We start from the raw sequence: 24,813 nt of genomic DNA, 5'->3' as shown, positions 1-24,813 counted from the left end.
ATAGATAGAAAGGAAAGCCGATCGATGCCCCAGGTGGATCCCGAACTCTTCGACCGTGGCCAGTTCCAGGCCGAGCTGGCATTGAAGGCAAGCCCTATCGCGGCCTTCAAGAAGGCTATCCGCCAAGCCCGCGAGGTGCTGGATGCGCGCTTTCGCAGCGGCCGGGATATTCGCCGCCTGATCGAAGACCGCGCCTGGTTCGTCGATAACATCCTGCAAAAGGCCTGGGAGCAGTTCAACTGGAGTTTCGACGCCGATATCGCCCTGGTGGCGGTCGGCGGCTACGGTCGCGGCGAACTGCACCCCTACTCCGACATCGACCTGCTGATCCTGCTGGACCAGGCCGATCATGAGACCTTTCGCGATTCCATCGAGCGCTTTCTGACGTTGCTGTGGGACATCGGCCTGGAAGTCGGCCAGAGCGTACGCTCGGTGGACGAATGCGCCGAAGAGGCCCGTGCCGACCTCACGGTGGTCACCAACCTGATGGAAAGCCGCACCATTTGTGGCCCCGAGCGCCTGCGCCAGCGCATGCTCGAAGTCACCAGCACCGCACACATGTGGCCGAGCAAGGAGTTCTTCCTGGCCAAGCGCGCCGAGCAGAAAGCGCGGCACCACAAGTACAACGACACCGAATACAACCTGGAACCCAACGTCAAAGGCTCACCGGGCGGGCTGCGGGATATCCAGACGATTTTGTGGGTGGCGCGCCGTCAATACGGCACGCTGAACCTGCGTGCCCTGGCCGGCGAAGGTTTTCTGGTGGAGAGCGAAAACACCCTGCTGGCCTCGTCCCAGGAATTTTTGTGGAAGGTGCGCTACGCCCTGCACATGCTGGCCGGGCGTTCAGAAGACCGCCTGCTGTTCGATCACCAGCGCTCAATCGCCACCCTGCTGGGCTTTGAGGGCGAAGATGCGAAGACCAGCATCGAAAGCTTCATGCAGCAGTACTACCGGGTGGTCATGAGCATTGCCCAGCTCAGCGACCTGATCATCCAGCACTTCGAAGAAGTGATCCTGGCCCCTGAAGACGAAGCGCCGCCGCAGCCGATCAATGCGCGCTTCCAACTGCACGACGGCTATATCGAAGCGCGCAACGACAACGTGTTCCGCCGCACGCCGTTCGCCATGCTGGAAATCTTCGTGTTGATGGCCCAGCAGCCGGAAATCAAAGGCGTGCGCGCCGACACCATCCGCCTGCTGCGGGAAAACCGTCACCTGATCGATGACGACTTTCGCAACGATATCCGCAATACCAGCCTGTTTATCGAACTGTTCAAGTGCCGCATCGGCATCCACCGCAACCTGCGGCGCATGAACCGTTACGGCATTCTCGGGCGCTACCTGCCGGAGTTCGGTTTTATCGTCGGGCAGATGCAGCACGACCTGTTCCACATCTACACCGTCGATGCCCACACCCTGAACCTGATCAAGCATCTGCGTAAGTTGCAGTACACCCAGGTATCAGAGAAATTCCCGCTGGCCAGTAAGCTGATGGCCAAGCTGCCCAAGCCCGAGCTGATTTACCTGGCTGGCCTGTACCACGACATCGGCAAGGGCCGGCATGGCGACCACTCTGAGATCGGCGCGGTCGATGCCGAAGCCTTCTGCCAGCGCCACCAGTTGCCGTTGTGGGACAGCCGCCTGATTGTCTGGCTGGTGCAGAACCACCTGGTGATGTCGACAACGGCCCAGCGCAAAGACTTGTCCGACCCGCAGGTGATCCACGACTTTGCCGGCATCGTTGGCGATGAGACCCGTCTGGATTACCTGTATGTGCTGACTGTTTCCGACATCAACGCTACCAACCCAACGCTGTGGAATTCCTGGCGCGCCAGCCTGTTGCGCCAGCTGTACACCGAGACCAAGCGCGCCCTGCGCCGTGGCCTGGAGAACCCAGTGGACCGCGAAGAGCAGATCCGCCGCACCCAAAGCGCAGCCCTGGATATCCTGGTGCGCGGCGGTAATGACCCGGACGACGTCGAGCAACTCTGGTCGCAACTGGGTGACGATTATTTCCTGCGCCACACCGCCGGCGACGTGGCCTGGCACAGTGACGCGATCCTGCAGCAGCCCGCCGATGGCGGCCCACTGGTCTTGATCAAGGAAACCACCCAGCGCGAATTCGAAGGCGGCACGCAGATCTTCATCTACGCGCCCGACCAGCACGACTTCTTCGCCGTGACCGTGGCGGCCATGGACCAGCTCAACCTGAACATCCATGACGCCCGGGTCATCACCTCCAGCAGCCAGTTCACCCTCGACACCTACATCGTGCTCGACACCGACGGCGACTCGATTGGCGACAACCCGGCGCGGGTGAAAAAGATCCGCGAGGGCCTCACCGAAGCCCTGCGCAACCCCGACGACTACCCCACCATCATCCAGCGCCGGGTACCGCGCCAGCTCAAGCATTTTGCCTTTGCGCCCCAGGTGACCATTTCCAACGACGCCCAGCGACCGGTAACGGTGCTGGAGCTCAGCGCACCGGATCGCCCGGGCCTGCTGGCACGCATCGGCGGGATTTTCCTGGAGTTCGACCTGTCGTTGCAGAACGCCAAAATTGCGACCCTGGGCGAGCGCGTGGAAGACGTGTTCTTTATCACCGACGCCGACAACCAGCCACTGTCCGACCCGGAGCTGTGCCTGCGTTTACAAGCGGCGATCGTGGAGCAATTGAGCGTGAGCCAGGAACCCGGCGTCGAGCTGACGCGGCTAACAATCTGAAAATACCGATTACCTGTGGGAGCGGGCTTGCTCGCGAAAGCGGTGTACCTGCTGCAGCTGCATCGACTGACACGCCGCTTTCGCGAGCAAGCCCGCTCCCACACTTGGCTCTGCTTTGCCCGGCAGGCCGCATACCCACATACGAATTGAACGAGATTTGCAATGAACAACGCCCTTAACCAGTTGCAGCCCTACCCCTTCGAGAAACTGCGCGCCCTGCTCGGCAGCGTGACGCCGAACCCGGACAAACGCCCGATCGCCCTGTCCATCGGCGAGCCCAAGCACAAATCACCGGCCTTCGTTGCCGAGGCCTTGAGCAATAACCTCGATCAAATGGCGGTGTACCCCACCACCTTGGGTATTGCGGCACTGCGCGAAGCCATCGGCGCCTGGTGCGAACGCCGCTTCAATGTGCCCAAGGGCTGGCTGGACCCGGCGCGCAACATCCTGCCGGTCAACGGAACGCGCGAGGCGCTGTTTGCCTTCACCCAGACTGTGGTCAACCGTGGCGACGACGCGCTGGTGGTGAGCCCCAACCCGTTCTACCAGATCTACGAAGGCGCCGCGTTCCTGGCCGGGGCCAAGCCGCACTACCTGCCATGCCTGGACAGCAATGGCTTCAACCCGGACTTCGACGCCGTCTCCCCAGATATCTGGAAACGTTGCCAGATCCTGTTCCTGTGCTCCCCCGGCAACCCGACTGGCGCGCTGATCCCGGTTCACACCCTGAAAAAACTCATCGCCCTGGCCGACCAATATGATTTCGTCATCGCCGCCGACGAGTGCTACAGCGAGTTGTACTTCGACGAGCAAACCCCGCCACCAGGCCTGCTCAGCGCCTGCGTCGAGCTGGGCCGCCAGGACTTCAAGCGTTGCGTGGTATTCCACAGCCTGTCCAAGCGCTCCAACCTGCCAGGGCTGCGCTCAGGCTTTGTGGCCGGCGACGCCGAGATCCTCAAGGCCTTTTTGCTGTATCGCACCTACCACGGCTGCGCGATGCCCGTGCAAACCCAGCTGGCCAGCATCGCCGCCTGGCAGGACGAGGCCCACGTACTGGCCAACCGTGACCTGTACCGCGAGAAATTCGACGCCGTGCTGGCGATCCTCAAGCCGGTGCTGGACGTGCAAAGCCCCGACGGCGGCTTTTACCTGTGGCCGAATGTGCAAGGCGACGACGCTGCTTTCTGCCGGGATTTGTTCGTGCAAGAGCATGTGACGGTGGTGCCGGGCTCTTACCTGTCGCGGGAAGTGGACGGCTTCAACCCTGGCGCGGGGCGTGTGCGCCTGGCGTTGGTGGCGCCGTTGGCGGAATGTGTGGAAGCGGCTGAGCGGATTCGCGACTTCATCCAGCGTCGTCGTTAAGGGCTTATGGGTCACTTCATGTGACCCAAATTCGCCTCGCTCATATCCAGCTCCGCCAACACCTCCCTCAACACGTCGTCACCAATCTGGTGATGACGGCTCAAGCTGTACAACTCCAACCGCTGCGCACGCAGGGCCTTGAGCCGCAATTTGCGCTCCAATTGATCCATTTGCAGCGCCAGCGCCTGGGCTTCGGCCGAATCATTGAATACGTCCAACTGGTGACGATACTCCGCCATCAGCCGCGCCTTGAGCTCGGTGGCCAGTGCCGCTTGAGCGGCGTCCGGGGTTTCGGCTTCGACGGGCTCCTGGGCCTCCAACGCATGGATCGCCGCTACGGCGGTCTTTTTCCAGGCCTCACGCACTTCGTTGTGGCGTTTTTCATCCGGGCCTTTTTCAACGCCACGCAGCAGTAACGGCAGCGCGATGCAGGCCGCGACCAGCGACAGCAGGATCACCCCGGCAGCGATAAAGATCAGCAGGTCACGCTCGGGAAAATCCTGGCCCGGCGCCAGCAGCAAGGGCACCGACATGACGCCCGCCAACGTCACCGCACCGCGTACACCGCCGACGGTCAACAACCAGCAGGAGCGGGCCGTCGGCACCAGAGTCAATGCGCTTTTGCCTCGCAGACGGCGCAGCAACCCCGACAGCCGCCAGATGCTTTGCACCCAGATAAAGCGCAATACCACCAGCACCAGGAAGATCGCCACCACATCCAGGCAGCGATACATCAAGGTGGGCCACAACGTGGTTTCATGGCTGACCACGGCCTTGATGATGTCTGGCAGTTGCAGGCCGAGCAGCAGGAAGATCAAGCCGTTGAAGGCAAACTCCAGTAACGACCATACGCTGCGGTTGAGCAAGCGCGTGCTGGTCTGGCGCGGCAGCAAGTCGAGCCAGCTTTGCATCATGCCCGCTGCCACCGCCGAGAGGATGCCGGACGCGCCCAGGCGCTCAGCCAGTACGTACGCAGCAAAAGGCAGCAACAACATGAACACCACATGGGTCGCCGGATCATCCCAGCCGCGCGCGATCATCCAGGCGCGCAGGCGGCCGACCAGCCAGCTCAACGCCACGCCGATCGCCAGCCCGCCCACCGCCACCAGTACAAACGTCAGGCCGGCATCTGCCAGGGAAAAGACCCCGGTCAACGCTGCGGCCAGGGCAAATTTGAACGTCACCAGGCCCGACGCGTCATTCATCAAGGCTTCGCCTTGGAGCATGTGCATCAGCGGCTTGGGCAAGCGGTTCTGGGAAATGGCCGACACCGCCACGGCGTCCGTCGGGGATAAAACCGCCGCCAGGGCGAAGGCCACCGGCAACGGGATGGTTGGCAATAACCAATGAATGAAATAGCCGGCGCCCACCACGGTAAACAACACCAGCCCCACCGCCAACGTCAGGATCGGGCCACGCAGGCGCCACAACTCGCGCTTAGGCATGCGCCAACCATCGGAAAACAGCAGGGGCGGCAGGAACAGAAACAGGAACAGCTCCGGGTCCAGCGCCACATGCAGCCCCAACGTGGGCCACGCCAGCAAGGCGCCGGCGGCGATCTGCACCAGGGGCAACGGCAGTGGGATGATGCGCCCGACCAGGCGCGAAAAGCTGACCAGCATCAGCAGGATAAGAACGGTGTAGGCGGTTTGCATAACGCGGGTTTCCCGGACAATCGACTCGCAACGACACATCAGGCAACAACTGGCCGTTGAAGTGCCATATTACCTGGCTATGTTACTCGCCTAGGCCGCGCACCGGCTTTTGCACAAAAGTCGCACGCTGTTGACGAGCGGCGCCGAAACCCGCCGGTCGTGGCATAATCCGCGATCTTTCATTTTTCATGCGTCCAAAGGGGGGCAATTCCTTGACTGCTTCAAGCAAAACCTTGCACCTTTTCGGCATTAAAGCCTGCGACACCATGAAAAAGGCGCGCACCTGGCTCGATGAGCACGGGGTGAGCTATGAGTTCCATGACTACAAAACGGCCGGTATCGACCGCGAACACTTGACCCAATGGTGCAATGAGCACGGTTGGCAGGTGGTTTTGAACCGTGCGGGCACCACCTTTCGCAAACTCGAAGACGAACGCAAAGCCGATCTCGATCAGTCGAAAGCCATTGAATTGATGCTCGCACAACCCTCGATGATCAAGCGCCCGGTGCTCGATCTCGGTGACAGAACCCTGATTGGCTTCAAGCCAGATAGTTATTCGGCGGCCCTCAAGTAGGCCAGCCTTCCATTTTTGTAGAGGTAACAGCATGTCCAATTCCCTGTTCAGCCTGGGCTTCGGCGTCGGCACTCAGAACCGCCAAGGTGCTTGGCTGGAAGTGTTTTACGCACAACCCTTGCTCAACCCATCGGCTGAAATCGTTGCCGCCATCGCACCGATCCTCGGTTACACCGAAGGCAACCAGGCGATCACCTTCACCGTGAGCCAGGCCCTGCAACTGGCCGACGCACTCAAAGGCGTCGATGCCGCCCAGGCCGCCCTGCTCAGCCGCCTGGCAGAAAGCCACACGCCGCTGGTCGCGACCCTACTGGCCGAAGACGCCGCACTGACGTCCACGCCTGAGGCCTACCTCAAGCTGCACCTGCTGTCCCATCGCCTGGTCAAGCCTCACGGCCTGAGCCTGGCCGGTGTGTTCCCGCAGTTGCCAAACGTGGCCTGGACCAGCCAGGGCGCCATCGACATCAACGAGCTGGCCGAGCGCCAACTGGAAGCGCGCCTGCGTGGCGACCTGCTGGAAGTGTTCTCGGTGGACAAGTTCCCGAAAATGACCGACTACGTCGTACCGGCCGGCGTGCGTATCGCTGACGCGGCACGTATCCGCCTGGGCGCGTACGTGGGCGAAGGCACCACCGTGATGCACGAAGGTTTCGTCAACTTCAACGCCGGCACCGAAGGCCCGGGCATGATCGAAGGCCGCGTATCGGCGGGCGTATTCGTCGGCAAGGGCTCGGACCTGGGCGGCGGCTGCTCCACCATGGGCACCCTGTCGGGCGGCGGCAATATCGTGATCAAGGTGGGTGAAGACTGCCTGATCGGCGCCAACGCCGGTACCGGTATCCCATTGGGCGACCGCAACACCGTGGAGTCGGGCCTGTACATTACCGCCGGCACCAAGGTGGCCCTGCTGGACGAGCAGAACCAAGTGGTCAAGGTGGTCAAGGCGCGCGAGTTGGCTGGCCAGCCAGACCTGCTGTTCCGTCGTAACTCCGAGACCGGTGCCGTGGAGTGCAAAACCCACAAATCGGCCATCGAACTGAACGAAGCGCTGCACGCTCACAACTAAGCAGCCACTCGATGCCACTAGCGGGCCGCACCTTCGGGGCGGCTCGCTTATACGAGTCTTGATCACCATGCTTGTGCCCTCCCCCTGGCGCGCCGACTTCCCGGCCATCGCCACCCTGCAACGGCAAGACCAGACCTATCTGGACAGCGCCGCCACCACGCAAAAACCCCAAGCCCTGCTGAATGCCATCAGTCATTACTACGCCAATGGCGCAGCGAATGTGCACCGTGCCCAGCATTTGCCCGGGGCCCATGCGACCCAGGCCTTTGAAGACAGCCGCAGCAAGGTCGCGCAGTGGTTGAACGCAGGTGACAGTGGGCAGGTTGTGTTCACCCACGGCGCAACCTCTGCGCTGAACCTCCTGGCCTATGGCCTGGAGCACTTATTCAATGCGGGCGATGAGATTGCCATCAGCGCCCTGGAACACCACGCCAACCTGCTGCCCTGGCAGCAATTGGCCAAACGTCGCGCACTCACGCTGGTGGTCTTGCCTCTGGACGCTGACGGCGTGATCGACCTGGACGCCGCCGCCAGCCTGATTGGCCCACGCACGCGCCTGCTGGCGGTGAGCCAGTTGTCCAACGTGCTCGGCGCCTGGCAGCCGCTGCAAGCCTTGCTGAAGCTGGCCCAGGCACACGGCGCCCTCACGGTGGTGGACGGCGCCCAAGGCATCGTCCATGGCCGCCATGACGTGCAGGCCCTGGGATGCGACTTCTACGTGTTTTCCAGCCACAAACTCTACGGCCCGGACGGCGTCGGTGTGCTGTATGGCCGTAATGAGGCCCTGCATCATCTGCGTCACTGGCAGTTCGGCGGTGAGATGGTGCAACAGGCCGACTACCACAGCGCCAGCTTTCGCCCCGCGCCGCTGGGTTTCGAGGCTGGCACTCCACCGATTGCCAGCGTGATAGGCCTGGGCGCGAGCCTGGATTACCTGAGTTCGCTGGATGCTTCGGCGGTGCTCGCCCACGAAGCCGCCCTGCATGACTACCTGCTGCGTGGGCTCAAAGCACGCAATGGCGTGCGCGTGCTGGGCTCGCCACAAGTGGCGCTGGTGAGTTTTGTGGTGGAGGGCGTGCACAACGCCGACCTCGCCCACCTGCTGACCGAGCAAGGCATTGCCGTGCGTGCCGGTCATCACTGCGCAATGCCGCTGTTGAAGGCGATGAATCTGTCAGGCGCAATCCGGGTGTCCCTGGCGCTCTACAACGATTCCGACGACCTGGAGCGCTTTTTTGAAGCGCTGGACCAGGCGCTGGACATGCTGCGATGAGCTTGCCGCTGGAGGCACACGCCGCACTGGAAGCTTTCCAGGCCGTAGGCAGTTGGGAACAGCGCGCGCGGATGCTGATGCAATGGGGTGAACGCTTGCCCGCCCTGGCTGATGACGAAAAGGTCGACGCCAACCTGGTGCACGGTTGCGAAAGCCTAGTGTGGCTGGTGGGGCGTTTGCAGGACGGCCATTGGCAGTTTGCTGCGAGCAGTGAGGCGCGGATGATTCGGGGGTTGGTGGCGTTGCTGCTGGCGCGGGTCAATGGGTTGTCGGCTGATGAATTGCAAGCAGTTGACCTGCCTGACTGGTTCAATCAACTGGGCTTGTCGCGCCAGCTATCGCCGTCGCGCAGTAATGGTTTGAATGCCGTACTGCAACGCATGCGAGACCTGACGCGTACATAGAAATTAATGTGGAAGCCTGGCTTACCTGCGATGGCCATAGGTAACCGACGGTAACCACGATGCGAAGCGAGCCGCTCTTGATCTTGATCTGCTTGTGATCTCAAGCGCCCCGTCAAACCACGCTGGCCGGAATTCGACAGGGATTTGGGGGGTAAACCGGCAGGGATGCCGGTTTAGCCGCCCCGCGCCATGGATGGCGCGTGGCGGCGGCCCCCCAAATCACTGGCGGATTACGGGCACACCGAGCCTAAGCGAGGTGCCGAGTGGTGGGGCAAGAGCCCTTTTGGTTACTTTTGGGGCTCTTTTCCAAAAGTGACCCGCTGTCAGAGCGGAACCCTAGGTCGCCGTCACCTAAATAACGGATATGTACCCGGTCCAACTGTGTTGACTGTCAGGCCGCCTTCGCGAGCAAGCCCGCTCCCACATTGAGATCGTGGGGTGTCAGGTAGATTGCCGTCGGCTGGCAGGGCTTCATCGCAGGCAAGCCAGCTCCCACATTTGGATCGAGGTGCGTCAGTGAGATCAGCGTCGGCTGTCAGGCCGTCACGGGAGCAAGCTCCCACAGTTTGGATCTCTGTCGGGTGGTGAGATCTAGGTGGGTTTGATGCGCTCAGAGGGACGGCGCACTCCCGCCACAATCTTGTCCACAGCCTTGGTCGCCGCCACCATGCCGAACGTGGCCGTGACCATCATCACCGCGCCAAACCCTCCCGCGCAGTCCAGCTTCACACCATCGCCGACAAAGCTCTTCTGCAAACAGATGCTGCCATCAGGCTTGGGATAGCGCAGCTGCTCGGTGGAAAACACGCACGGCACGCTGTAATGACGGGTCACAGTACGCGAGAAGCCATAATCGCGGCGCAAGGTAGAGCGCACTTTCGAGGCCAGCGGGTCATTGAAGGTGCGGTTCAGGTCGCACACCTGGATCAGCGTGGGATCAATCTGCCCGCCGGCGCCGCCGGTGGTGATGATCTGGATCTTGCGGCGCTTGCACCAGGCAATCAGCGCCGCCTTGGCGTTGACCGCGTCGATGCAGTCGATCACGCAGTCGATAGTTGGGGTGATGTACTCGGCCATGGTGTCGCGGGTGACGAAGTCTGCCACCGCATGCACGGTGCACTCAGGGTTGATACCGCGCAGGCGCTCGGCCATCACTTCGACCTTGGGCTTGCCCACGGTGCTGTCCAGGGCATGCAACTGGCGGTTGCTGTTGCTGACGCAGACATCGTCCAAGTCAAACAGCGAAATCTCGCCCACCCCACAACGGGCAATCGCTTCCGCCGCCCAGGAACCTACGCCGCCGACGCCGACAATCGCCACATGGGCCGCTTTCAAGCGCTCCAGGCCCTCAAGGCCGTACAAGCGGGCGACGCCTGCAAACCGCGGATCTTCTGTACTCATCATCATTACCCCAAAAACCGGCGCGCATTATAGGGCTACGCCGCGACAAGTTCGACGCTTGCAGCTACAAGTAAAGAACTTAAGCGGACTTTCGCAGACTAACGTCCGGCTTTTCTCTGTCTGCTGTACGCTCAGGGAAGGGCCGGTGTAGGATGCGCGCCGTTCGGCGTAGGCCGACACCTCTTTCGTTCCGCACCCTTTGGAACCCGACATAACCATGGCATCGCGTAAATTTGGACTCAACCTGGTGGTGGTGCTGGCAATTGCCGCGCTGTTCACCGGTTTCTGGGCGCTGATCAACCGCCCGGTCACCGCTCCCAACTGGCCCGATCAGATCTCCGGTTTTTCCTACTCGCCGTTCCAGCAGGGCCAGTATCCGCAGAAAGACCAGTACCCTACCGACGAACAGATGCGTCAGGACCTTGCGATCATGAGCAAGCTGACGGACAACATCCGTACCTACTCGGTGGACGGCCCCCTGGGGGATATTCCCAAGCTGGCCGAAGAGTTCGGCCTGCGCGTGACCCTGGGGATCTGGATCAGCCCGGACCAGGAACGTAACGAGCGGGAGATCCAGCGCGCTATCGAGATCGCCAACACCTCGCGCAGTGTCGTACGCGTAGTGGTGGGTAACGAAGCGTTGTTTCGGGAAGAAATCACCCCTGAAGCCCTGATCGTGCTGCTCGACCGTGTGCGCGCCGCCGTGAAAGTGCCGGTGACGACCTCCGAGCAATGGCACATCTGGGAAAAGAACCCGCAACTGGCCAAGCACGTCGACCTGATCGCCGCGCACATCCTGCCGTTCTGGGAATACATCCCGATGGACAAGGCCGGCCAGTACGTCCTCGACCGCGCCAAGGATTTGAAGAAAGCCTTCCCGAAAAAGCCCCTGCTGCTGTCGGAAGTGGGCTGGCCGAGCAACGGCCGTATGCGCGGTGGCAATGAATCGTCGCCGGCAGACCAGGCCATTTACCTGCGTACGCTGGTGAACAAGCTCAACCGCCAGGGTTACAACTACTTTGTGATCGAGGCATTTGACCAGCCGTGGAAGGTCAGCGACGAAGGGTCGGCAGGTGCGTATTGGGGCGTGTTCAACGCCGCGCGCCAGCAGAAATTCAACTTTGACGGCCCAGTGGTGGCGATTCCGCAATGGCGGGTACTGGCCATCGGTTCGGTGGTGCTTGCACTGCTATCGCTGACCCTGTTGATGATCGATGGCTCGGCCCTGCGCCAGCGCGGCCGCACCTTCCTGACCTTTATTGCGTTCCTGTGCGGGTCGGTGCTGGTGTGGATCGGCTATGACTACAGCCAGCAATACAGCACCTGGTTCAGCGTGACCGTTGGCGTGTTGCTCGCGCTCGGCGCCCTGGGTGTGTTTATCGTGTTGCTGACCGAAGCCCACGAACTGGCAGAAGCGGTGTGGACCCACAAGCGCCGACGTGAATTTCTGCCCGTGGAAGGCGACTCGGACTACCGTCCAAAAGTGTCGATCCATGTGCCGTGCTACAACGAGCCACCGGAAATGGTCAAACAGACCCTCGACGCCCTGGCCGCCCTCGATTATCCGGACTACGAAGTCCTGATCATCGACAACAACACCAAGGACCCGGCGGTGTGGGAGCCGGTGCGCGACTACTGCGAAACCCTGGGCCCGCGCTTCAAGTTCTTCCACGTTGCGCCCCTGGCCGGTTTCAAGGGCGGCGCGCTGAACTACCTGATCCCGCACACCGCCAAGGATGCCGAAGTGATCGCGGTGATCGACTCGGACTACTGCGTGTCGCCCAACTGGCTCAAGCACATGGTGCCGCACTTCGCCGACCCGAAAATCGCCGTGGTGCAGTCGCCCCAGGATTACCGCGACCAGAACGAAAGCACCTTCAAGAAGCTCTGCTACGCCGAATACAAAGGCTTCTTCCATATCGGCATGGTCACCCGTAACGACCGCGACGCGATCATCCAGCACGGCACCATGACCATGACCCGCCGCTCGGTGCTCGAAGAGCTGGGCTGGGCCGACTGGTGCATCTGTGAAGACGCCGAGCTGGGCCTGCGCGTGTTCGAAAAAGGCTTGTCGGCGGCGTACTACCACGACAGCTACGGCAAGGGTTTGATGCCGGATACCTTTATCGACTTCAAGAAACAGCGTTTCCGTTGGGCCTATGGCGCGATCCAGATCATCAAGCGCCACACCGCCAGCCTGATACGTGGCAAAGACACCGAGTTGACCCGTGGCCAGCGCTACCACTTCCTCGCCGGCTGGTTGCCGTGGGTGGCCGATGGCATGAACATCTTCTTCACCGTCGGCGCCCTGCTGTGGTCCGCAGCGATGATTATCGTGCCGACCCGAGTCGACCCACCGTTGCTGATTTTCGCGATCCCGCCGTTGGCGTTGTTTGTGTTCAAAGTCGGCAAAATCATCTTCCTCTACCGTCGTGCGGTAGGCGTGAACTTGAAAGATGCGTTCTGCGCGGCGCTGGCCGGGTTGGCGTTGTCCCACACCATCGCCAAGGCGGTGTTATACGGCTTCTTCACCAGCAGTATTCCGTTCTTTCGTACACCGAAAAACGCGGATAACCACGGCTTCTGGGTGGCGATTTCCGAAGCCCGCGAAGAGATGTTCATCATGCTGCTGCTGTGGGGCGCGGCGCTGGGGATTTACCTGGTGCAAGGCCTGCCGAGCAATGACATTCGCTTCTGGGTGGTGATGTTGCTGGTGCAGTCGCTGCCGTATGTGGCGGCGCTGATCATGGCGTTCTTGTCGTCGCTGCCCAAACCTTCGGCGGCGCCCGAGGCGGCACCGGCGGCGTAAAAAGTCACGCAATGCACTAAACGGCGGCCCTTGGCCGCCGTTTTGCTATAAGATAACGGCCGTTTGTGAGATCCAGGCAGGCACTGATTACACCTTGTGGGAGCGGGCTTGCTCGCGAATGCGGTGGGCCAGTCAAAGGTACTGTGACTGGCCCACCGCATTCGCGAGCAAGCCCGCTCCCACATTGGATCTGTGACGTTTCAAGTTCTGTGTTCAACATTCGCCCTGCGCCCACCACACGCTTTCCGGAGTTCCCCCATGACGGCCCATGCCGACCTTTCGCCGACCCTTCAACTGGCCATCGACCTGATCCGTCGCCCGTCGGTCACGCCGATCGATGCCGATTGCCAGAAGCTGATGATGCAGCGCCTGGGCGATGCCGGTTTTGCGCTTGAACCGATGCGCATTGAAGACGTGGATAACTTCTGGGCCACCCACGGCAAGCACGAAGGCCCGGTGCTGTGCTTTGCCGGTCATACCGACGTGGTGCCGACCGGTCCGGTACAGGCCTGGCAGAACGACCCGTTCGACGCGTTGATCGATGACAACGGCATGCTCTGTGGCCGTGGCGCGGCGGACATGAAAGGCAGCCTGGCGGCGATGCTGGTGGCGGCGGAACGTTTCGTCAGCGACTACCCGGACCACAAGGGTTCGGTCGCCTTCCTGATCACCAGCGACGAAGAAGGCCCGGCGCACCATGGCACCAAGGCCGTGATCGAACGCCTGGCCGCACGCAAGGAGCGCCTGGACTGGTGCATCGTCGGCGAACCGTCGAGCACCAGCCTGGTGGGCGACGTGGTCAAGAACGGCCGCCGTGGCTCCCTCGGCGCCACCTTGACCGTGCGCGGTGTACAGGGCCACGTGGCTTACCCGCACCTGGCGAAGAACCCGATCCACCTGGCCGCACCGGCCCTGGCCGAACTTGCCGCCGAACATTGGGATGACGGCAACACCTTCTTCCCGCCGACCAGCTTTCAGATTTCCAACCTCAACTCCGGTACCGGCGCCACCAACGTGATCCCCGGCGACCTGACGGCGGTGTTCAACTTCCGTTTTTCCACCGAGTCCACCGTCGAGGGCCTGCAACAACGGGTCGCGGCCATTCTCGACAAGCATGGCCTGGACTGGCATGTGGAATGGGCGCTGTCGGGCCTGCCGTTCCTCACCGAGCCAGGCGCTCTGCTGGATGCGGTGTCGGCCAGCATTCTGGCGATCACCGGGCGCGAGACCAAGGCATCCACCAGCGGCGGCACCTCCGATGGCCGCTTCATTGCGACGCTGGGCACCCAGGTGGTCGAACTGGGCCCGGTCAACGCGACGATCCACCAGGTCAACGAACGCATCCTGGCCAGCGACCTCGATGTGCTGACCGAAATCTACTACCAGACCCTGATCAAGTTGCTCGCCTGATGCTTGCCTGCCCCATTTGCAGCGCGCCGCTCAATACCGTGGACAATGGCGTGGCGTGCCCGACCGGGCACCGCTTCGACCGCGCACGCCAGGGTTACCTGAACCTGTTGCCGGTGCAGCACAAGAACAGCCGCGACCCGGGCGACAACCTGGCTATGGTCGAGGCGCGTCGCGACTTCCTCAACGCCGGGCACTATGCGCCAGTGGCCAAGCGCCTGGCCGAACTGGCCGCCGAGCGCGCACCACAGCGCTGGGTGGACATTGGCTGTGGCGAGGGTTACTACACCGCGCAAATCGCCCAGGCCCTGCCCGATGCCGATGGCTATGCGCTGGATATCTCCAAGGAAGCGGTCAAGCGCGCATGCAAACGCAACCCGGCGCTGACCTGGTTGATCGCCAGCATGGCCCGGGTGCCATTGGCCGACGCCAGCTGCCAGTTCCTCGCCAGTGTGTTCAGCCCGCTGGACTGGCAGGAAGCCAAGCGCCTGCTCAGCCCCGGCGGCGGCTTGATGAAAGTCGGCCCCACCAGCGGCCACTTGATGGAACTGCGCGAGCGCCTGTACGACGAAGTGCGCGAGTACACCGACGACAAACACCTGGCCCTGGTGCCGGATGGCATGAGCCTGGCGCACACTGAGACCCTGGCATTCACCCTGAGCCTGGCCGAAGCCAAGGACCGCGCCAACCTGCTGGCGATGACGCCCCACGGCTGGCGGGCCAGTGCCGAGCGCCGCCACGAGGTGATTGAGGCGGCTGAGCCGCTGCAGGTCACGGTGTCGATGCGCTACGATTATTTCGTGCTTCAATGACCGACTTTCACCCATCCGCGAATGGATTTTCGAATCCCGCAACGAGGAACATCCATGCGCCAACCTGATATTGAAATTTACCTGAAGGACGCCGACGTCGATCACAAGGCCATCGCCGCCTGGCTGGGCGCCGCCCTGGGCCCGTGCACCGACTGGGTCCAGAAAGGCCAGACCTACAAGTGCAAGGCCGGCAACGTGCCGGTTACCTGGCTGCCCAAGGCGGTGGGCAAATGGAACAGCCTGTTCCTGGAAAGCGACCAGACCCCGTGGGACGACGACATCGCCTGCGCCCGCGCCGCGTTTGCCGCGCTGTATGTCGAAGTGCGCTGCGCACCGGGCACCTGGGTTGAGGAAGAGGGTGAAGAAAGCGCTGATCGCTGGATCCGCATCAGCGCAGATGGTGAAGAAGAGATCACTTGGAAAACTGCATAACCTCCAAAGTGTGAACACAATCAAAATGTGGGAGCGGGCTTGCTCGCGAAAGCGGTGGATCAGTCGACATCTCTAGTGACTGACACAGCGCTTTCGCGAGCAAGCCCGCTCCCACATGGGTTCAGCGTCGTTGCTTAGGGCTGGCTCAAAGGCCCACCACATCCTCCGCCTGCAAGCCCTTCTCGCCGGTCACCACGGCGTATTCCACCTGCTGGCCTTCGGCCAACGAGCGGTGGCCTTCACCGCGAATGGCGCGGTAGTGCACAAACACATCCTTGCCATCTTCACGCTGGATAAAGCCGTAGCCCTTTGCATCGTTGAACCATTTCACATTGCCGGTTTCACGCGTTGTCATCTGTTCACTCCCACTGGTTTTTTTATTGTTGAGTCGCTCGCATTGAACTGCCGAGTATAAGACAGGCTCAAAAACCATCAACTCAACTTTACATCGCTGCTTTTTTGCCGATTTTCGGCGAATACGGCACACTACCCGCCCGAGCGCCTGCTCGGTTTTTTCCACTTGAAGCAGTTCGCCTATGACCCGCTCCCCGTTCCGCCGTCTGGTGTTTGGCACCTTGCGCCGACTGTTGTACCTCTGGGTTCGCTCGGAGACGATCAACCAGTCGTCCCTCACCCTTAACCTGGACCGCAGCCGGCCGGTTTTCTACGTCCTGCAATCACCTTCCCTCACCGAGTTGGCGGTGGTCGATGCCGAGTGCACCAAGGCCGGCCTGCCGCGCCCGGTGCTGCCGGTGTCGGTAGGGCCGTTGATGGAGCCCGCGGCGTTCTTCTATCTCACGCCGGATCCGGATTGGCTCGGGCGCCAAGACAAGCGTGGCGCGCCGCCCACCTTGACGCGCCTGGTCAACACCCTCACCGAACACGCCGAAGAGAATGCACAAATCATTCCGGTCAGCGTGTTCTGGGGCCAATCCCCCGAAAGCGAGTCCAGCCCGTGGAAGCTGTTATTCGCCGACAGCTGGGCAGTCACCGGGCGTCTACGCCGGTTGTTGAGCATCCTGATCCTGGGGCGCAAGACCCGCGTGCAATTCTCCGCGCCTATCAACCTGCGTGAATTGATCGAGCACAATAAAGGCCACGAACGCACCGTACGCATGGCCCAACGCATCCTGCGTGTGCACTTTCGTAACCTGAAGACGGCCGTGATCGGCCCCGACCTGTCCCACCGGCGTAATCTGGTCAAGGGCCTGGTCAATATGCCGCTGGTACGCCAGGCCATTGCGGATGAAGCCGAACGCGAAAAGATCGCCCCGGAAAAAGCCAAGGCCCTGGCTCTGCGCTATGGCAACGAGATTGCCTCGGACTACACCTACACCGCGATCCGCTTCCTGGAAGTGGTATTGAGCTGGTTCTGGAACAAGATCTACGACGGCATCAAGGTCAATAACATCGAAGGCGTGCAAAAGGTGGCCCAGGGCTACGAGGTGATCTACGTGCCTTGCCACCGCAGCCATATCGACTACCTGCTGTTGTCCTACCTGCTGTTCAAGAACGGCCTGACCCCGCCGCACATCGCCGCCGGCATCAACCTCAACATGCCTGTGATCGGCAGCCTGCTGCGCCGTGGTGGTGCGTTTTTCATGCGCCGTACCTTCAAGGGCAACCCGTTGTACACCTCGGTGTTCAACGAATACCTGCACACCCTGTTTACCAAGGGTTTCCCGGTGGAGTACTTCGTCGAAGGCGGCCGCTCGCGCACCGGGCGCATGCTGCAACCGAAAACCGGCATGCTGGCGATCACCTTGCGCAGCTTCCTGCGTTCCTCGCGGATGCCCATCGTGTTCGTGCCGGTGTATATCGGCTATGAGCGCGTGCTCGAAGGCCGCACTTACCTGGGCGAACTGCGTGGCGCGAGCAAGAAGAAAGAGTCGATCTTCGATATTTTCAAAGTGGTCGGCGCGCTCAAGCAGCGCTTCGGCCAAGTGGCAGTCAACTTCGGCGAGCCGATCAAGCTGGCAGAATTCCTCGACGCCGAACAACCGGACTGGCGCGCCCAGGAACTGGGGCCGAACTACAAACCGGCTTGGCTCAACGAAACCACCAATCGCCTCGGCGAACAGGTGGCGCGTCATTTGAACGAAGCCGCTGCGGTGAACCCGGTGAACCTGGTGGCGCTGGCACTGCTGTCCACCACCCGCCTGGCCCTGGATGAACAGGCCATGGCCCGCCAGCTGGACCTGTACCTGGCGCTGTTGCGTCGTGTGCCCTACTCGCCCCATACCACTTTGCCGGAGGGCGATGGCCTGGCGCTGATCAAGCACGTCAAGGACATGAACCTGTTGTCGGAGCAGAGCGACGCCCTGGGCAAAATCGTTTATCTGGATGAGCAGAATGCCGTCCTGATGACCTACTACCGCAACAACGTGCTGCACATCTTCGCCCTGCCGGCCTTGCTGGCGAGCTTCTTCCAGAGCAGTTCGCGCATGACCCGCGAACAGATCCTGCGCTACACCCACGCGCTCTACCCATACCTGCAATCGGAGCTGTTTATCCGTTGGTCGCTGGAAGACCTGGACAGCGTGGTCGACCAGTGGCTGGACGCCTTCGTCGAACAAGGCCTGCTGCGCTTCGAAAACGCCGTGTACCTGCGCCCGGCGCCGAGTTCGCGGCACTTTGTGCTGCTGACGTTGCTGTCCAAGAGCATCGCCCAGACCCTGCAACGCTTCTACATGGCGATCTCGTTGCTGCTCAACAGCGGCCAGAACAGCATCAGCGCCGAGGAGCTGGAAGACCTGTGCACGATCATGGCCCAGCGCCTGTCGATCCTGCACGGCCTCAACGCTCCGGAGTTCTTCGACAAGAGTCTTTTCCGACATTTTATTCAGACGTTGCTGGAGCAAGATGTGCTGCGCCGCGATGAAGCCGGCAAGCTGGGTTATCACGACCTGCTCGGCGAACTGGCCGAAGGCGCGGCCAAACGTGTGCTGCCGGCGGATATTCGCCTGTCGATCCGCCAGGTCGCCTTGCACCGTGTGGACGGTGCAGCCGAGGCCGCCGCCGAACCGGTTGCCGTCACCCCTGAAGAAAACCGCTAGATTGAATGAGGCGCCGGGCGGATTCCGGCGCCGTTGAAAAGGAGTTGCACCGTGAAAAAACTCATCCTCCTGGGCCTGACCGCCCTGCTCGGAGCCTGCCACTCGATGGCTCCAACCCCGAAGGCTAGCCTGGACGGCGAAGTGTTCTACCTGCAACGCATCGCCCTGCCGCCAGCCGCCACCTTGAGTGTCAGCCTGCAGGACGTGTCCCTGATGGACGCACCGGCCGTGACCCTCGCCGAGCAGAAAGGCCCGGTCAAAGGCCAGGTGCCGCTGCCGTTTCACCTGAGCTATGACCCGGCCCAGGTCAAACCGGGCCACACCTATTCGGTCAGCGCTCGCATCGAGCTGGACGGCAAGCTACTGTTTATCACCACCGAGCGGCACACCGTGCAGCTCAATGGCCAGGACCCACAACCGCTGCGCCTGCGCGTAGATGCGGCTGCCCACTGATCATTCCCACTTCATAAGGAAGCGCCCATGCTCCGCAAATCTCTTCGCCTCACCGCCCTGTGTGCTGGCTTGCTGTTCGGCGCCAATGCCATGGCCCTGGACCTTGGCAGCCTGTCCCAGGGCGACGCCAGCGGCGGCCTCAAGGATGCCTTGACCCAAGGTGCACAGATTGCTGTGAAACAACTCGGAACGCCCGGTGGTTTCAGCAATAACCCGGACGTGAAGATCGGCCTGCCAGGCAAGCTCGGTAAGGTCGCCGACAAGCTGAAAATGTTCGGCATGGGTGACCAGGTCACGCAGTTGGAAACCAGCATGAACAAGGCAGCAGAAACCGCCGTGACCCAGGCCCAGCCGATCCTGGTCAACGCCGTGAAGAACATGAGCGTGACCGATGCCAAGGGCATTCTCAGCGGTGGTCAGGACTCCGCCACCCAGTACCTGAACAAAAGCAGCCGTGAAGAAATTCGCGCCAAGTTCCTGCCTATCGTCAAGGCTGCCACCGACAAAGTCGGCGTGGCCCAGCAGTACAATGCCCTGGCCGGCAAGGCCGCGGCCTTTGGCGCTGTGGATGCCAAGAGCGCCAACGTCGAGAACTACGTGACCGAGCAAGCGCTGGATGGCTTGTTCAAGATGATCGCGCAGCAGGAAGAAACCATCCGCAAGAACCCGGCGGCAGCTGCCACCAGCTTGGCCAAGAAGGTGTTTGGGGCGCTGTAAGCCCACGCCAGCAACTGAACCTGACGCGGCAAACACTCTGCGGATACAGAGTGTTTGCAATGGCTCAAAAGCGGCAATCAGCGCATTCAACGGCCGATTTGAGTATTGGTGTTCGCGTTGTTGTTCGCGTTGGCAACACTGTTGTTAATCGTGATATGACTGCTCGGCTGGGGAAGATCGTATTTGAACGATTTGAGCGCGTCGGAAAGCTCACGCCGACCGACGGAGTCATTATGGGAATGTTTGGCGCAAGCGCCGCCCATCTGACCGCCGCCCAGCATCATGCCGATCCCCGAGTAAAAGTTACCCAATGCTTGTAGGAGCATATCTATTTCGCCTCTATGAACGTTCTGGAAACGTTATCCCGGTGATAAAAACCACCGGATAACGTACCTGCGAACAGGTAACCCTCTGTGGCAAGCCTTGAAAAATGGTTCCCACCGGGCCTGCCAAAAACGCTCACTGATCTACTCCTCCTTCCTGATTCTGAACCACGCCGCGTACAACGCTGGCAGGAACAACAGCGTCAACGCCGTTGCCACAATCAACCCGCCCATGATCGCCACGGCCATGGGCCCGAAGAACACACTGCGTGACAACGGAATCATCGCCAACACCGCTGCCAAGGCCGTCAGCACAATCGGGCGAAAGCGTCGGACCGTGGCTTCGATGATTGCCTGCCAAGGTGCCAGGCCAGCCTTGATGTCTTGTTCGATCTGGTCCACCAGAATCACCGAGTTACGCATGATCATCCCCGACAGCGCGATGGTGCCGAGCATGGCGACGAAACCGAAGGGTTGGCGGAACACCAGCAGGAACAAGGTCACGCCGATCAGCCCCAAAGGCGCGGTGAGAAAGACCATCGCCGTACGCGAGAAGCTGCGCAGTTGCAGCATCAGCAAGGTCAGCACTACCACGATAAACAGCGGCACGCCGGCCTTCACCGAGTTTTGCCCACGGGCAGAATCTTCCACCGTACCGCCCACTTCCAAGAGGTAGCCGTCCGGCAGTTCGGCACGCACATCGGCGAGCGTCGGCAGGATCTGCTGCACGAGGGTCGCCGGCTGTTCCTTGCCATAGATGTCGGCCCGCACAGTCACCGTGGGCAAGCGATTGCGATGCCAGATGATGCCCTCTTCGAATCCATATTCGAGGGTGGCAATTTGCGACAGCGCCACGCTTTTACCATTGTCGGTGGGCACGGCAAGGCTCGGCAGGCGCGACAGTTCGCTACGCTCATGCACGGTGCCGCGCAGGAGGATCTCGATCAATTCGTTGTCCTCCCGGTACTGGCTGACGCTGGAACCGGTCAGGGAGCTCTGCAGGAATTTCGACAGGTTGGCGGTGCTCACACCCAGGGCGCGTGCACGGTCCTGGTCGATATTCAGGTACACGATTTTGCTCGGTTCTTCCCAGTCCAGATGCACGTTGACCACATGGGTATTTTCGCGAACCTTGGCCGCCACTTTGCGCGCCAGCGCACGGACTTCTTCGATGTGCTCGCCCGTCACGCGAAACTGCACCGGGTAGCCTACGGGCGGGCCGTTCTCCAGGCGCGTCACGCGCGAACGCAAGTCGGGGAATTGCTCGTTGAGGGTTTCGATCAGCCAGGTGCGCAGGCTTTCACGCTCCTCGATGGTATGAGCCAGCACCACAAACTGGGCGAAGCTGGCAGCGGGCAATTGCTGGTCCAATGGCAGGTAAAACCGCGGCGAGCCGGTGCCCGCGTAGGCGACATAGTTGTTGATGCCGGCATGCTCCTTGAGCAACGCTTCCAGGCGCTTGACCTGCTCGGCGGTGTTGCTCAGGGAAGCGCCTTCGGCCAGTTTCAGGTCGACCATCAACTCCAGGCGACCGGAAGCCGGGAAGAACTGTTGCGGCACGAAGCGGAACAGCGCAACCGAGCCGATAAACAGCAGCAAAGTCAGCACGATCACGGTTTTACGCCGCCGCACGCACCACTCCACCAAACGTCTTACCCGCTGATAGAAAGGTGTGCCGTAAGGATCTGGACCGTCGGTGCCGTGCTTGGCGGCGTGAATCTTCGCCAGGTCGGGCAGGAGTTTTTCTCCCAAGTACGGCACAAACACCACGGCCGCCACCCAGGAGGCCAGCAGTGCGATGGTCACGACCTGGAAGATCGAGCGGGTGTATTCGCCGGTGCTCGATTGCGCGGTGGCAATCGGCAAGAAGCCCGCCGCCGTGATCAGGGTGCCGGTGAGCATGGGGAATGCGGTGCTGGTCCAGGCGAAACTCGCGGCTTTGAGGCGGTCGTAGCCCTGCTCCATTTTGATCGCCATCATTTCCACGGCGATGATCGCGTCGTCTACCAGCAAGCCCAAGGCCAGGACCAAGGCGCCAAGGGAAATCTTGTGCAGGCCGATGCCCAGGTAATACATGGTGGCAAAGGTCATCGCCAGTACCAGCGGGATCGCCAGGGCGACGACCATGCCGGTGCGCACGCCGAGGGAGAAAAAGCTCACCAGCAAAACAATCGCCAACGCTTCAGCCAGCACCTGAACGAATTCGCCGACGCTGGTCTTCACGGCTGCCGGTTGGTCCGACACTTTGCGCAGCTCCATTCCTGCCGGAAGGTTCTTTTGCAGGCGTGCGAATTGCGCTTCAAGGGCCTTGCCCAGTACGAGGATGTCGCCACCGTCGCGCATGGCCACGGCCAAGCCGATGGCATCTGCGCCCATGTAGCGCATACGCGGTGCTGGTGGGTCGTTGAAGCCTCGATGGATGTCAGCTACATCACCGATGCGCAAGGTGCGATCACCCACGCGGATCGGAAAGTTGCGGATCTCCTCCACCGTCTTGAAGTTGCCTGAAACGCGCAGTTGCACGCGCTCGGTGGGGGTTTCAAAGAAGCCGGCGGTGGACACCGCATTTTGTTCCTGCAAGGCCTGCTGTACGGCAGCCAGAGGCAAGCCGAGGGTGGCGAGCTTGAGGTTGGACAGCTCGATCCAGATCTTCTCATCCTGCAAGCCGAGCAGCTCGACCTTGCCCACATCCGGCACCCGTTGCAGCTGGATCTGGATGCGGTCGGCGTAGTCCTTGAGCACGGCATAGTCAAAGCCGTCGCCGGTCAGGGCGTAGATATTGCCGAAGGTGGTGCCGAACTCGTCGTTGAAAAACGGCCCCTGGATATCCGGCGGCAAGGTGTGGCGGATGTCGCTGATTTTCTTGCGCACCTGGTACCACAGTTCGGGAATCTGCGCCGAACGCATCGAATCACGGGCAATAAAGGTGACCTGGGATTCACCCGGCCGCGAGAACGACACGATGCGCTCGTACTCACCGGTCTCCATGAGTTTTTTCTCGATACGCTCGGTGACCTGGCGCGAAACCTCCTGGGCCGTGGCCCCGGGCCAGTTGGTCTTGATTACCATGGCCTTGAAGGTAAACGGCGGGTCTTCGCTTTGCCCCAGCTTGGTGTAGGACAAGGTGCCAACCACGGCCAGCAGGATCATCAGGAACAGTACGATCTGGCGATTACGCAACGCCCATTCGGAAAGATTGAAACCCATGGGGACTACTCCTTGGCCGCCAGATTCACTACACGGTTAGAGCGATCCACCGGGCGCACTGACTGGCCCTCATGGAGCACATGCACGCCTGCGGCCACCACCCAATCGGTGGCGGCCAAGCCTTCGAGCACCGGGACGGTTTTTTCGCCAAACGCACCAATGCGTACAGGGGTGCGTTCAAGGGTGTTGTCCGGTTTTACACGCCAAACGTAGGACGCACCGTTCTCGGCACTCAGGGCAGACAGCGGTACCGATAGGGGAATGACACCCTCGGCCTGGATGAAAACCCGTGCGCTTTGGCCCAGTTCGGCGGGCACTTTGCCGCCGGTGAAGGCTACGCGCGCGGCGAAGGTGCGAGACTTGGGGTCGGCGGCAGGAGACAGTTCACGAATGCGCCCGGCGAAGCGTTGCTCTGGCTGGCTCCACAACTCCACCGACACCGGCTGGCCGATCTTGAAGCGGCCAAAGCCCTGCTCGGGCAGGCTGATCAAGACTTCACGCTCGCCATCGGTGGCCAGGGTGAACACCGTCTGGCCAGCGGAAACCACCTGCCCCACCTCGACGGCACGCTTGGCGACTACCCCATCCTGAGGCGCACGCAGCACGGCGTAGCCGGCCTGATTGCTGGACACATCGAACTCGGCCTTGATCTGCTTCAGGCGTGCTTCACCGGCTCGGTAGAGGTTTTCGGAATTGTCGTACTGCGACCGACTGACCATCTGACGATCCATCAAGGTCTTGTAGCGATCCCGCTCCGCACGTACCAGGCTCAGATTGGCCTCGGCGGCGGCCACTTGGGCACGGGTGGCTTCCAACTGCAGGCGCACGTCCTGAGGGTCGAGTTCGGCCAGCGGCTGGTTGGCCTTGACCCGCTCGCCCTCCTCCACCAGGCGCTTGCTGACTTTACCGCCGATGCGAAAGGCCAGGTCCGGCTCATAACGCGCACGCACCTCACCCGGGTAGCTGTCCATCGCCTGCGCCGAAGGCTGCGGTTGCACCACCATGGCCGGGCGCACGGTGGTCTGGGCCGCTTCTTCATGGCCGCAAGCGGCCAACAGGAAGATCAGGCTGACAGGCAAAGCAAGGGGCAGGAAAGCGCTGCGCATGCTGAAGGACCTTTCGCAAATAGAGCTT

The 24,813-nt window shown here is 61.5% G+C and carries 19 protein-coding genes; 13 read left to right on the top strand and 6 right to left on the bottom strand.

Annotated elements, in window-relative coordinates:
• The first annotated feature begins 24 nt into the window (after positions 1 to 24).
• Both N2A98_RS06510 and dapC read left to right on the top strand, forming a co-directional pair.
• The gene (locus N2A98_RS06510) at positions 25 to 2,727 is read left to right on the top strand and encodes a [protein-PII] uridylyltransferase (protein ID WP_034134914.1); all 2,703 of its coding nucleotides are present in this window, start codon (positions 25 to 27) and stop codon (positions 2,725 to 2,727) included.
• Between the two features lie 162 nt (positions 2,728 to 2,889).
• Positions 2,890 to 4,089 (top strand): succinyldiaminopimelate transaminase, encoded by a 1,200-nt coding sequence (gene dapC, locus N2A98_RS06505; protein WP_275623168.1) that lies wholly within the window; start codon positions 2,890 to 2,892, stop codon positions 4,087 to 4,089.
• 11 nt (positions 4,090 to 4,100) lie between these two features.
• On the opposite strand, the gene N2A98_RS06500 is transcribed toward dapC, so the two are convergent.
• Positions 4,101 to 5,744: a Na+/H+ antiporter gene (locus tag N2A98_RS06500; protein ID WP_275623167.1), complete on the bottom strand. Its 1,644-nt coding sequence runs from the start codon at positions 5,742 to 5,744 to the stop codon at positions 4,101 to 4,103.
• A 188-nt stretch (positions 5,745 to 5,932) separates the two neighbouring features.
• On the opposite strand from N2A98_RS06500, the gene N2A98_RS06495 reads away from it, so the two are divergent.
• From N2A98_RS06495 to N2A98_RS06480, 4 genes are all read left to right on the top strand, one after another.
• Entirely contained in the window at positions 5,933 to 6,319 is a 387-nt protein-coding gene (locus N2A98_RS06495; RefSeq protein ID WP_171905475.1) for an ArsC family reductase, read from the top strand.
• 31 nt (positions 6,320 to 6,350) lie between these two features.
• Positions 6,351 to 7,385 (top strand): 2,3,4,5-tetrahydropyridine-2,6-dicarboxylate N-succinyltransferase, encoded by a 1,035-nt coding sequence (gene dapD, locus N2A98_RS06490; RefSeq protein ID WP_044272510.1) that lies wholly within the window; start codon positions 6,351 to 6,353, stop codon positions 7,383 to 7,385.
• A gap of 67 nt (positions 7,386 to 7,452) precedes the next feature.
• Entirely contained in the window at positions 7,453 to 8,658 is a 1,206-nt protein-coding gene (locus N2A98_RS06485) for a cysteine desulfurase (protein ID WP_275623166.1), read from the top strand.
• Entirely contained in the window at positions 8,655 to 9,062 is a 408-nt protein-coding gene (locus N2A98_RS06480; protein ID WP_044272505.1) for a SufE family protein, read from the top strand. The genes N2A98_RS06485 and N2A98_RS06480 overlap by 4 nt, the downstream gene beginning before the upstream one ends.
• A gap of 591 nt (positions 9,063 to 9,653) precedes the next feature.
• Here N2A98_RS06480 and tcdA read toward each other — a convergent pair.
• Entirely contained in the window at positions 9,654 to 10,469 is an 816-nt protein-coding gene (gene tcdA, locus N2A98_RS06475) for a tRNA cyclic N6-threonylcarbamoyladenosine(37) synthase TcdA (protein ID WP_032893205.1), read from the bottom strand.
• Positions 10,470 to 10,680: 211 nt separating this feature from the next.
• Here tcdA and N2A98_RS06470 point away from each other — a divergent pair, with 211 nt between their 5' ends.
• From N2A98_RS06470 to N2A98_RS06455, 4 genes are all read left to right on the top strand, one after another.
• Complete coding sequence (locus N2A98_RS06470; protein ID WP_044272281.1) at positions 10,681 to 13,272, top strand: glycosyltransferase; 2,592 nt, start codon at positions 10,681 to 10,683, stop codon at positions 13,270 to 13,272.
• Positions 13,273 to 13,530: 258 nt separating this feature from the next.
• Positions 13,531 to 14,682 carry a succinyl-diaminopimelate desuccinylase gene (gene dapE, locus N2A98_RS06465; RefSeq protein WP_032893206.1) on the top strand — a complete coding sequence of 384 codons (1,152 nt, stop codon included), beginning with the start codon at positions 13,531 to 13,533 and terminating at the stop codon, positions 14,680 to 14,682.
• Positions 14,682 to 15,491, top strand: coding sequence for a putative RNA methyltransferase (locus tag N2A98_RS06460; RefSeq protein ID WP_044272279.1), 810 nt, complete (start codon positions 14,682 to 14,684; stop codon positions 15,489 to 15,491). Before dapE ends, N2A98_RS06460 begins: the two co-directional genes overlap by 1 nt.
• Positions 15,492 to 15,545: 54 nt before the next feature.
• A complete protein-coding gene (locus N2A98_RS06455; RefSeq protein WP_275623165.1) occupies positions 15,546 to 15,923 on the top strand; it encodes a hypothetical protein in 378 nt (125 codons plus the stop codon).
• 145 nt (positions 15,924 to 16,068) lie between these two features.
• On the opposite strand, the gene N2A98_RS06450 is transcribed toward N2A98_RS06455, so the two are convergent.
• Entirely contained in the window at positions 16,069 to 16,278 is a 210-nt protein-coding gene (locus tag N2A98_RS06450; RefSeq protein WP_003189131.1) for a cold-shock protein, read from the bottom strand.
• 181 nt (positions 16,279 to 16,459) lie between these two features.
• Between N2A98_RS06450 and plsB the strand changes: the two genes are divergently transcribed.
• The 3 genes from plsB to N2A98_RS06435 are packed head-to-tail and all read left to right on the top strand — an operon-like array spanning position 16,460 to position 20,149.
• The gene (gene plsB, locus N2A98_RS06445; protein ID WP_044272275.1) at positions 16,460 to 18,979 is read left to right on the top strand and encodes a glycerol-3-phosphate 1-O-acyltransferase PlsB; all 2,520 of its coding nucleotides are present in this window, start codon (positions 16,460 to 16,462) and stop codon (positions 18,977 to 18,979) included.
• Between the two features lie 51 nt (positions 18,980 to 19,030).
• Positions 19,031 to 19,432: a YbaY family lipoprotein gene (locus N2A98_RS06440; protein ID WP_003189126.1), complete on the top strand. Its 402-nt coding sequence runs from the start codon at positions 19,031 to 19,033 to the stop codon at positions 19,430 to 19,432.
• Between the two features lie 27 nt (positions 19,433 to 19,459).
• Positions 19,460 to 20,149 carry a DUF4197 domain-containing protein gene (locus N2A98_RS06435; RefSeq protein WP_003189124.1) on the top strand — a complete coding sequence of 230 codons (690 nt, stop codon included), beginning with the start codon at positions 19,460 to 19,462 and terminating at the stop codon, positions 20,147 to 20,149.
• An 86-nt stretch (positions 20,150 to 20,235) separates the two neighbouring features.
• Here N2A98_RS06435 and N2A98_RS06430 read toward each other — a convergent pair whose 3' ends face one another.
• The 3 genes from N2A98_RS06430 to N2A98_RS06420 form a co-directional block, all read right to left on the bottom strand.
• A complete protein-coding gene (locus tag N2A98_RS06430) occupies positions 20,236 to 20,475 on the bottom strand; it encodes a type III secretion protein (RefSeq protein ID WP_275623164.1) in 240 nt (79 codons plus the stop codon).
• A gap of 141 nt (positions 20,476 to 20,616) precedes the next feature.
• Positions 20,617 to 23,679, bottom strand: a complete 3,063-nt coding sequence (locus tag N2A98_RS06425) for an efflux RND transporter permease subunit (RefSeq protein ID WP_069558741.1) — start codon at positions 23,677 to 23,679, stop codon at positions 20,617 to 20,619.
• Between the two features lie 5 nt (positions 23,680 to 23,684).
• Entirely contained in the window at positions 23,685 to 24,785 is a 1,101-nt protein-coding gene (locus N2A98_RS06420) for an efflux RND transporter periplasmic adaptor subunit (protein ID WP_044272269.1), read from the bottom strand.
• Positions 24,786 to 24,813: the final 28 nt, after the last annotated feature.

The sequence above is a fragment of the Pseudomonas sp. FJ2-5-13 genome, assembly GCF_029201605.1.
In the GTDB taxonomy this organism is placed as follows: Bacteria; Pseudomonadota; Gammaproteobacteria; order Pseudomonadales; family Pseudomonadaceae; genus Aquipseudomonas; species Aquipseudomonas lactis.
This window is presented reverse-complemented; position numbering and strand designations above follow the sequence as displayed.

Excerpts from the sequence above, each read along its gene's own strand:
- N2A98_RS06510 (WP_034134914.1), top strand. The coding sequence starts at position 25 with ATGCCCCAGGTGGATCCCGAACTCTTCGACCGTGGCCAGTTCCAGGCC.
- dapC (WP_275623168.1), top strand. The coding sequence starts at position 2,890 with ATGAACAACGCCCTTAACCAGTTGCAGCCCTACCCCTTCGAGAAACTG.
- N2A98_RS06500 (WP_275623167.1), bottom strand. The coding sequence starts at position 5,744 with ATGCAAACCGCCTACACCGTTCTTATCCTGCTGATGCTGGTCAGCTTT.
- N2A98_RS06495 (WP_171905475.1), top strand. The coding sequence starts at position 5,933 with ATGCGTCCAAAGGGGGGCAATTCCTTGACTGCTTCAAGCAAAACCTTG.
- dapD (WP_044272510.1), top strand. The coding sequence starts at position 6,351 with ATGTCCAATTCCCTGTTCAGCCTGGGCTTCGGCGTCGGCACTCAGAAC.
- N2A98_RS06485 (WP_275623166.1), top strand. The coding sequence starts at position 7,453 with ATGCTTGTGCCCTCCCCCTGGCGCGCCGACTTCCCGGCCATCGCCACC.
- N2A98_RS06480 (WP_044272505.1), top strand. The coding sequence starts at position 8,655 with ATGAGCTTGCCGCTGGAGGCACACGCCGCACTGGAAGCTTTCCAGGCC.
- tcdA (WP_032893205.1), bottom strand. The coding sequence starts at position 10,469 with ATGATGATGAGTACAGAAGATCCGCGGTTTGCAGGCGTCGCCCGCTTG.
- N2A98_RS06470 (WP_044272281.1), top strand. The coding sequence starts at position 10,681 with ATGGCATCGCGTAAATTTGGACTCAACCTGGTGGTGGTGCTGGCAATT.
- dapE (WP_032893206.1), top strand. The coding sequence starts at position 13,531 with ATGACGGCCCATGCCGACCTTTCGCCGACCCTTCAACTGGCCATCGAC.
- N2A98_RS06460 (WP_044272279.1), top strand. The coding sequence starts at position 14,682 with ATGCTTGCCTGCCCCATTTGCAGCGCGCCGCTCAATACCGTGGACAAT.
- N2A98_RS06455 (WP_275623165.1), top strand. The coding sequence starts at position 15,546 with ATGCGCCAACCTGATATTGAAATTTACCTGAAGGACGCCGACGTCGAT.
- N2A98_RS06450 (WP_003189131.1), bottom strand. The coding sequence starts at position 16,278 with ATGACAACGCGTGAAACCGGCAATGTGAAATGGTTCAACGATGCAAAG.
- plsB (WP_044272275.1), top strand. The coding sequence starts at position 16,460 with ATGACCCGCTCCCCGTTCCGCCGTCTGGTGTTTGGCACCTTGCGCCGA.
- N2A98_RS06435 (WP_003189124.1), top strand. The coding sequence starts at position 19,460 with ATGCTCCGCAAATCTCTTCGCCTCACCGCCCTGTGTGCTGGCTTGCTG.
- N2A98_RS06430 (WP_275623164.1), bottom strand. The coding sequence starts at position 20,475 with ATGCTCCTACAAGCATTGGGTAACTTTTACTCGGGGATCGGCATGATG.
- N2A98_RS06425 (WP_069558741.1), bottom strand. The coding sequence starts at position 23,679 with ATGGGTTTCAATCTTTCCGAATGGGCGTTGCGTAATCGCCAGATCGTA.
- N2A98_RS06420 (WP_044272269.1), bottom strand. The coding sequence starts at position 24,785 with ATGCGCAGCGCTTTCCTGCCCCTTGCTTTGCCTGTCAGCCTGATCTTC.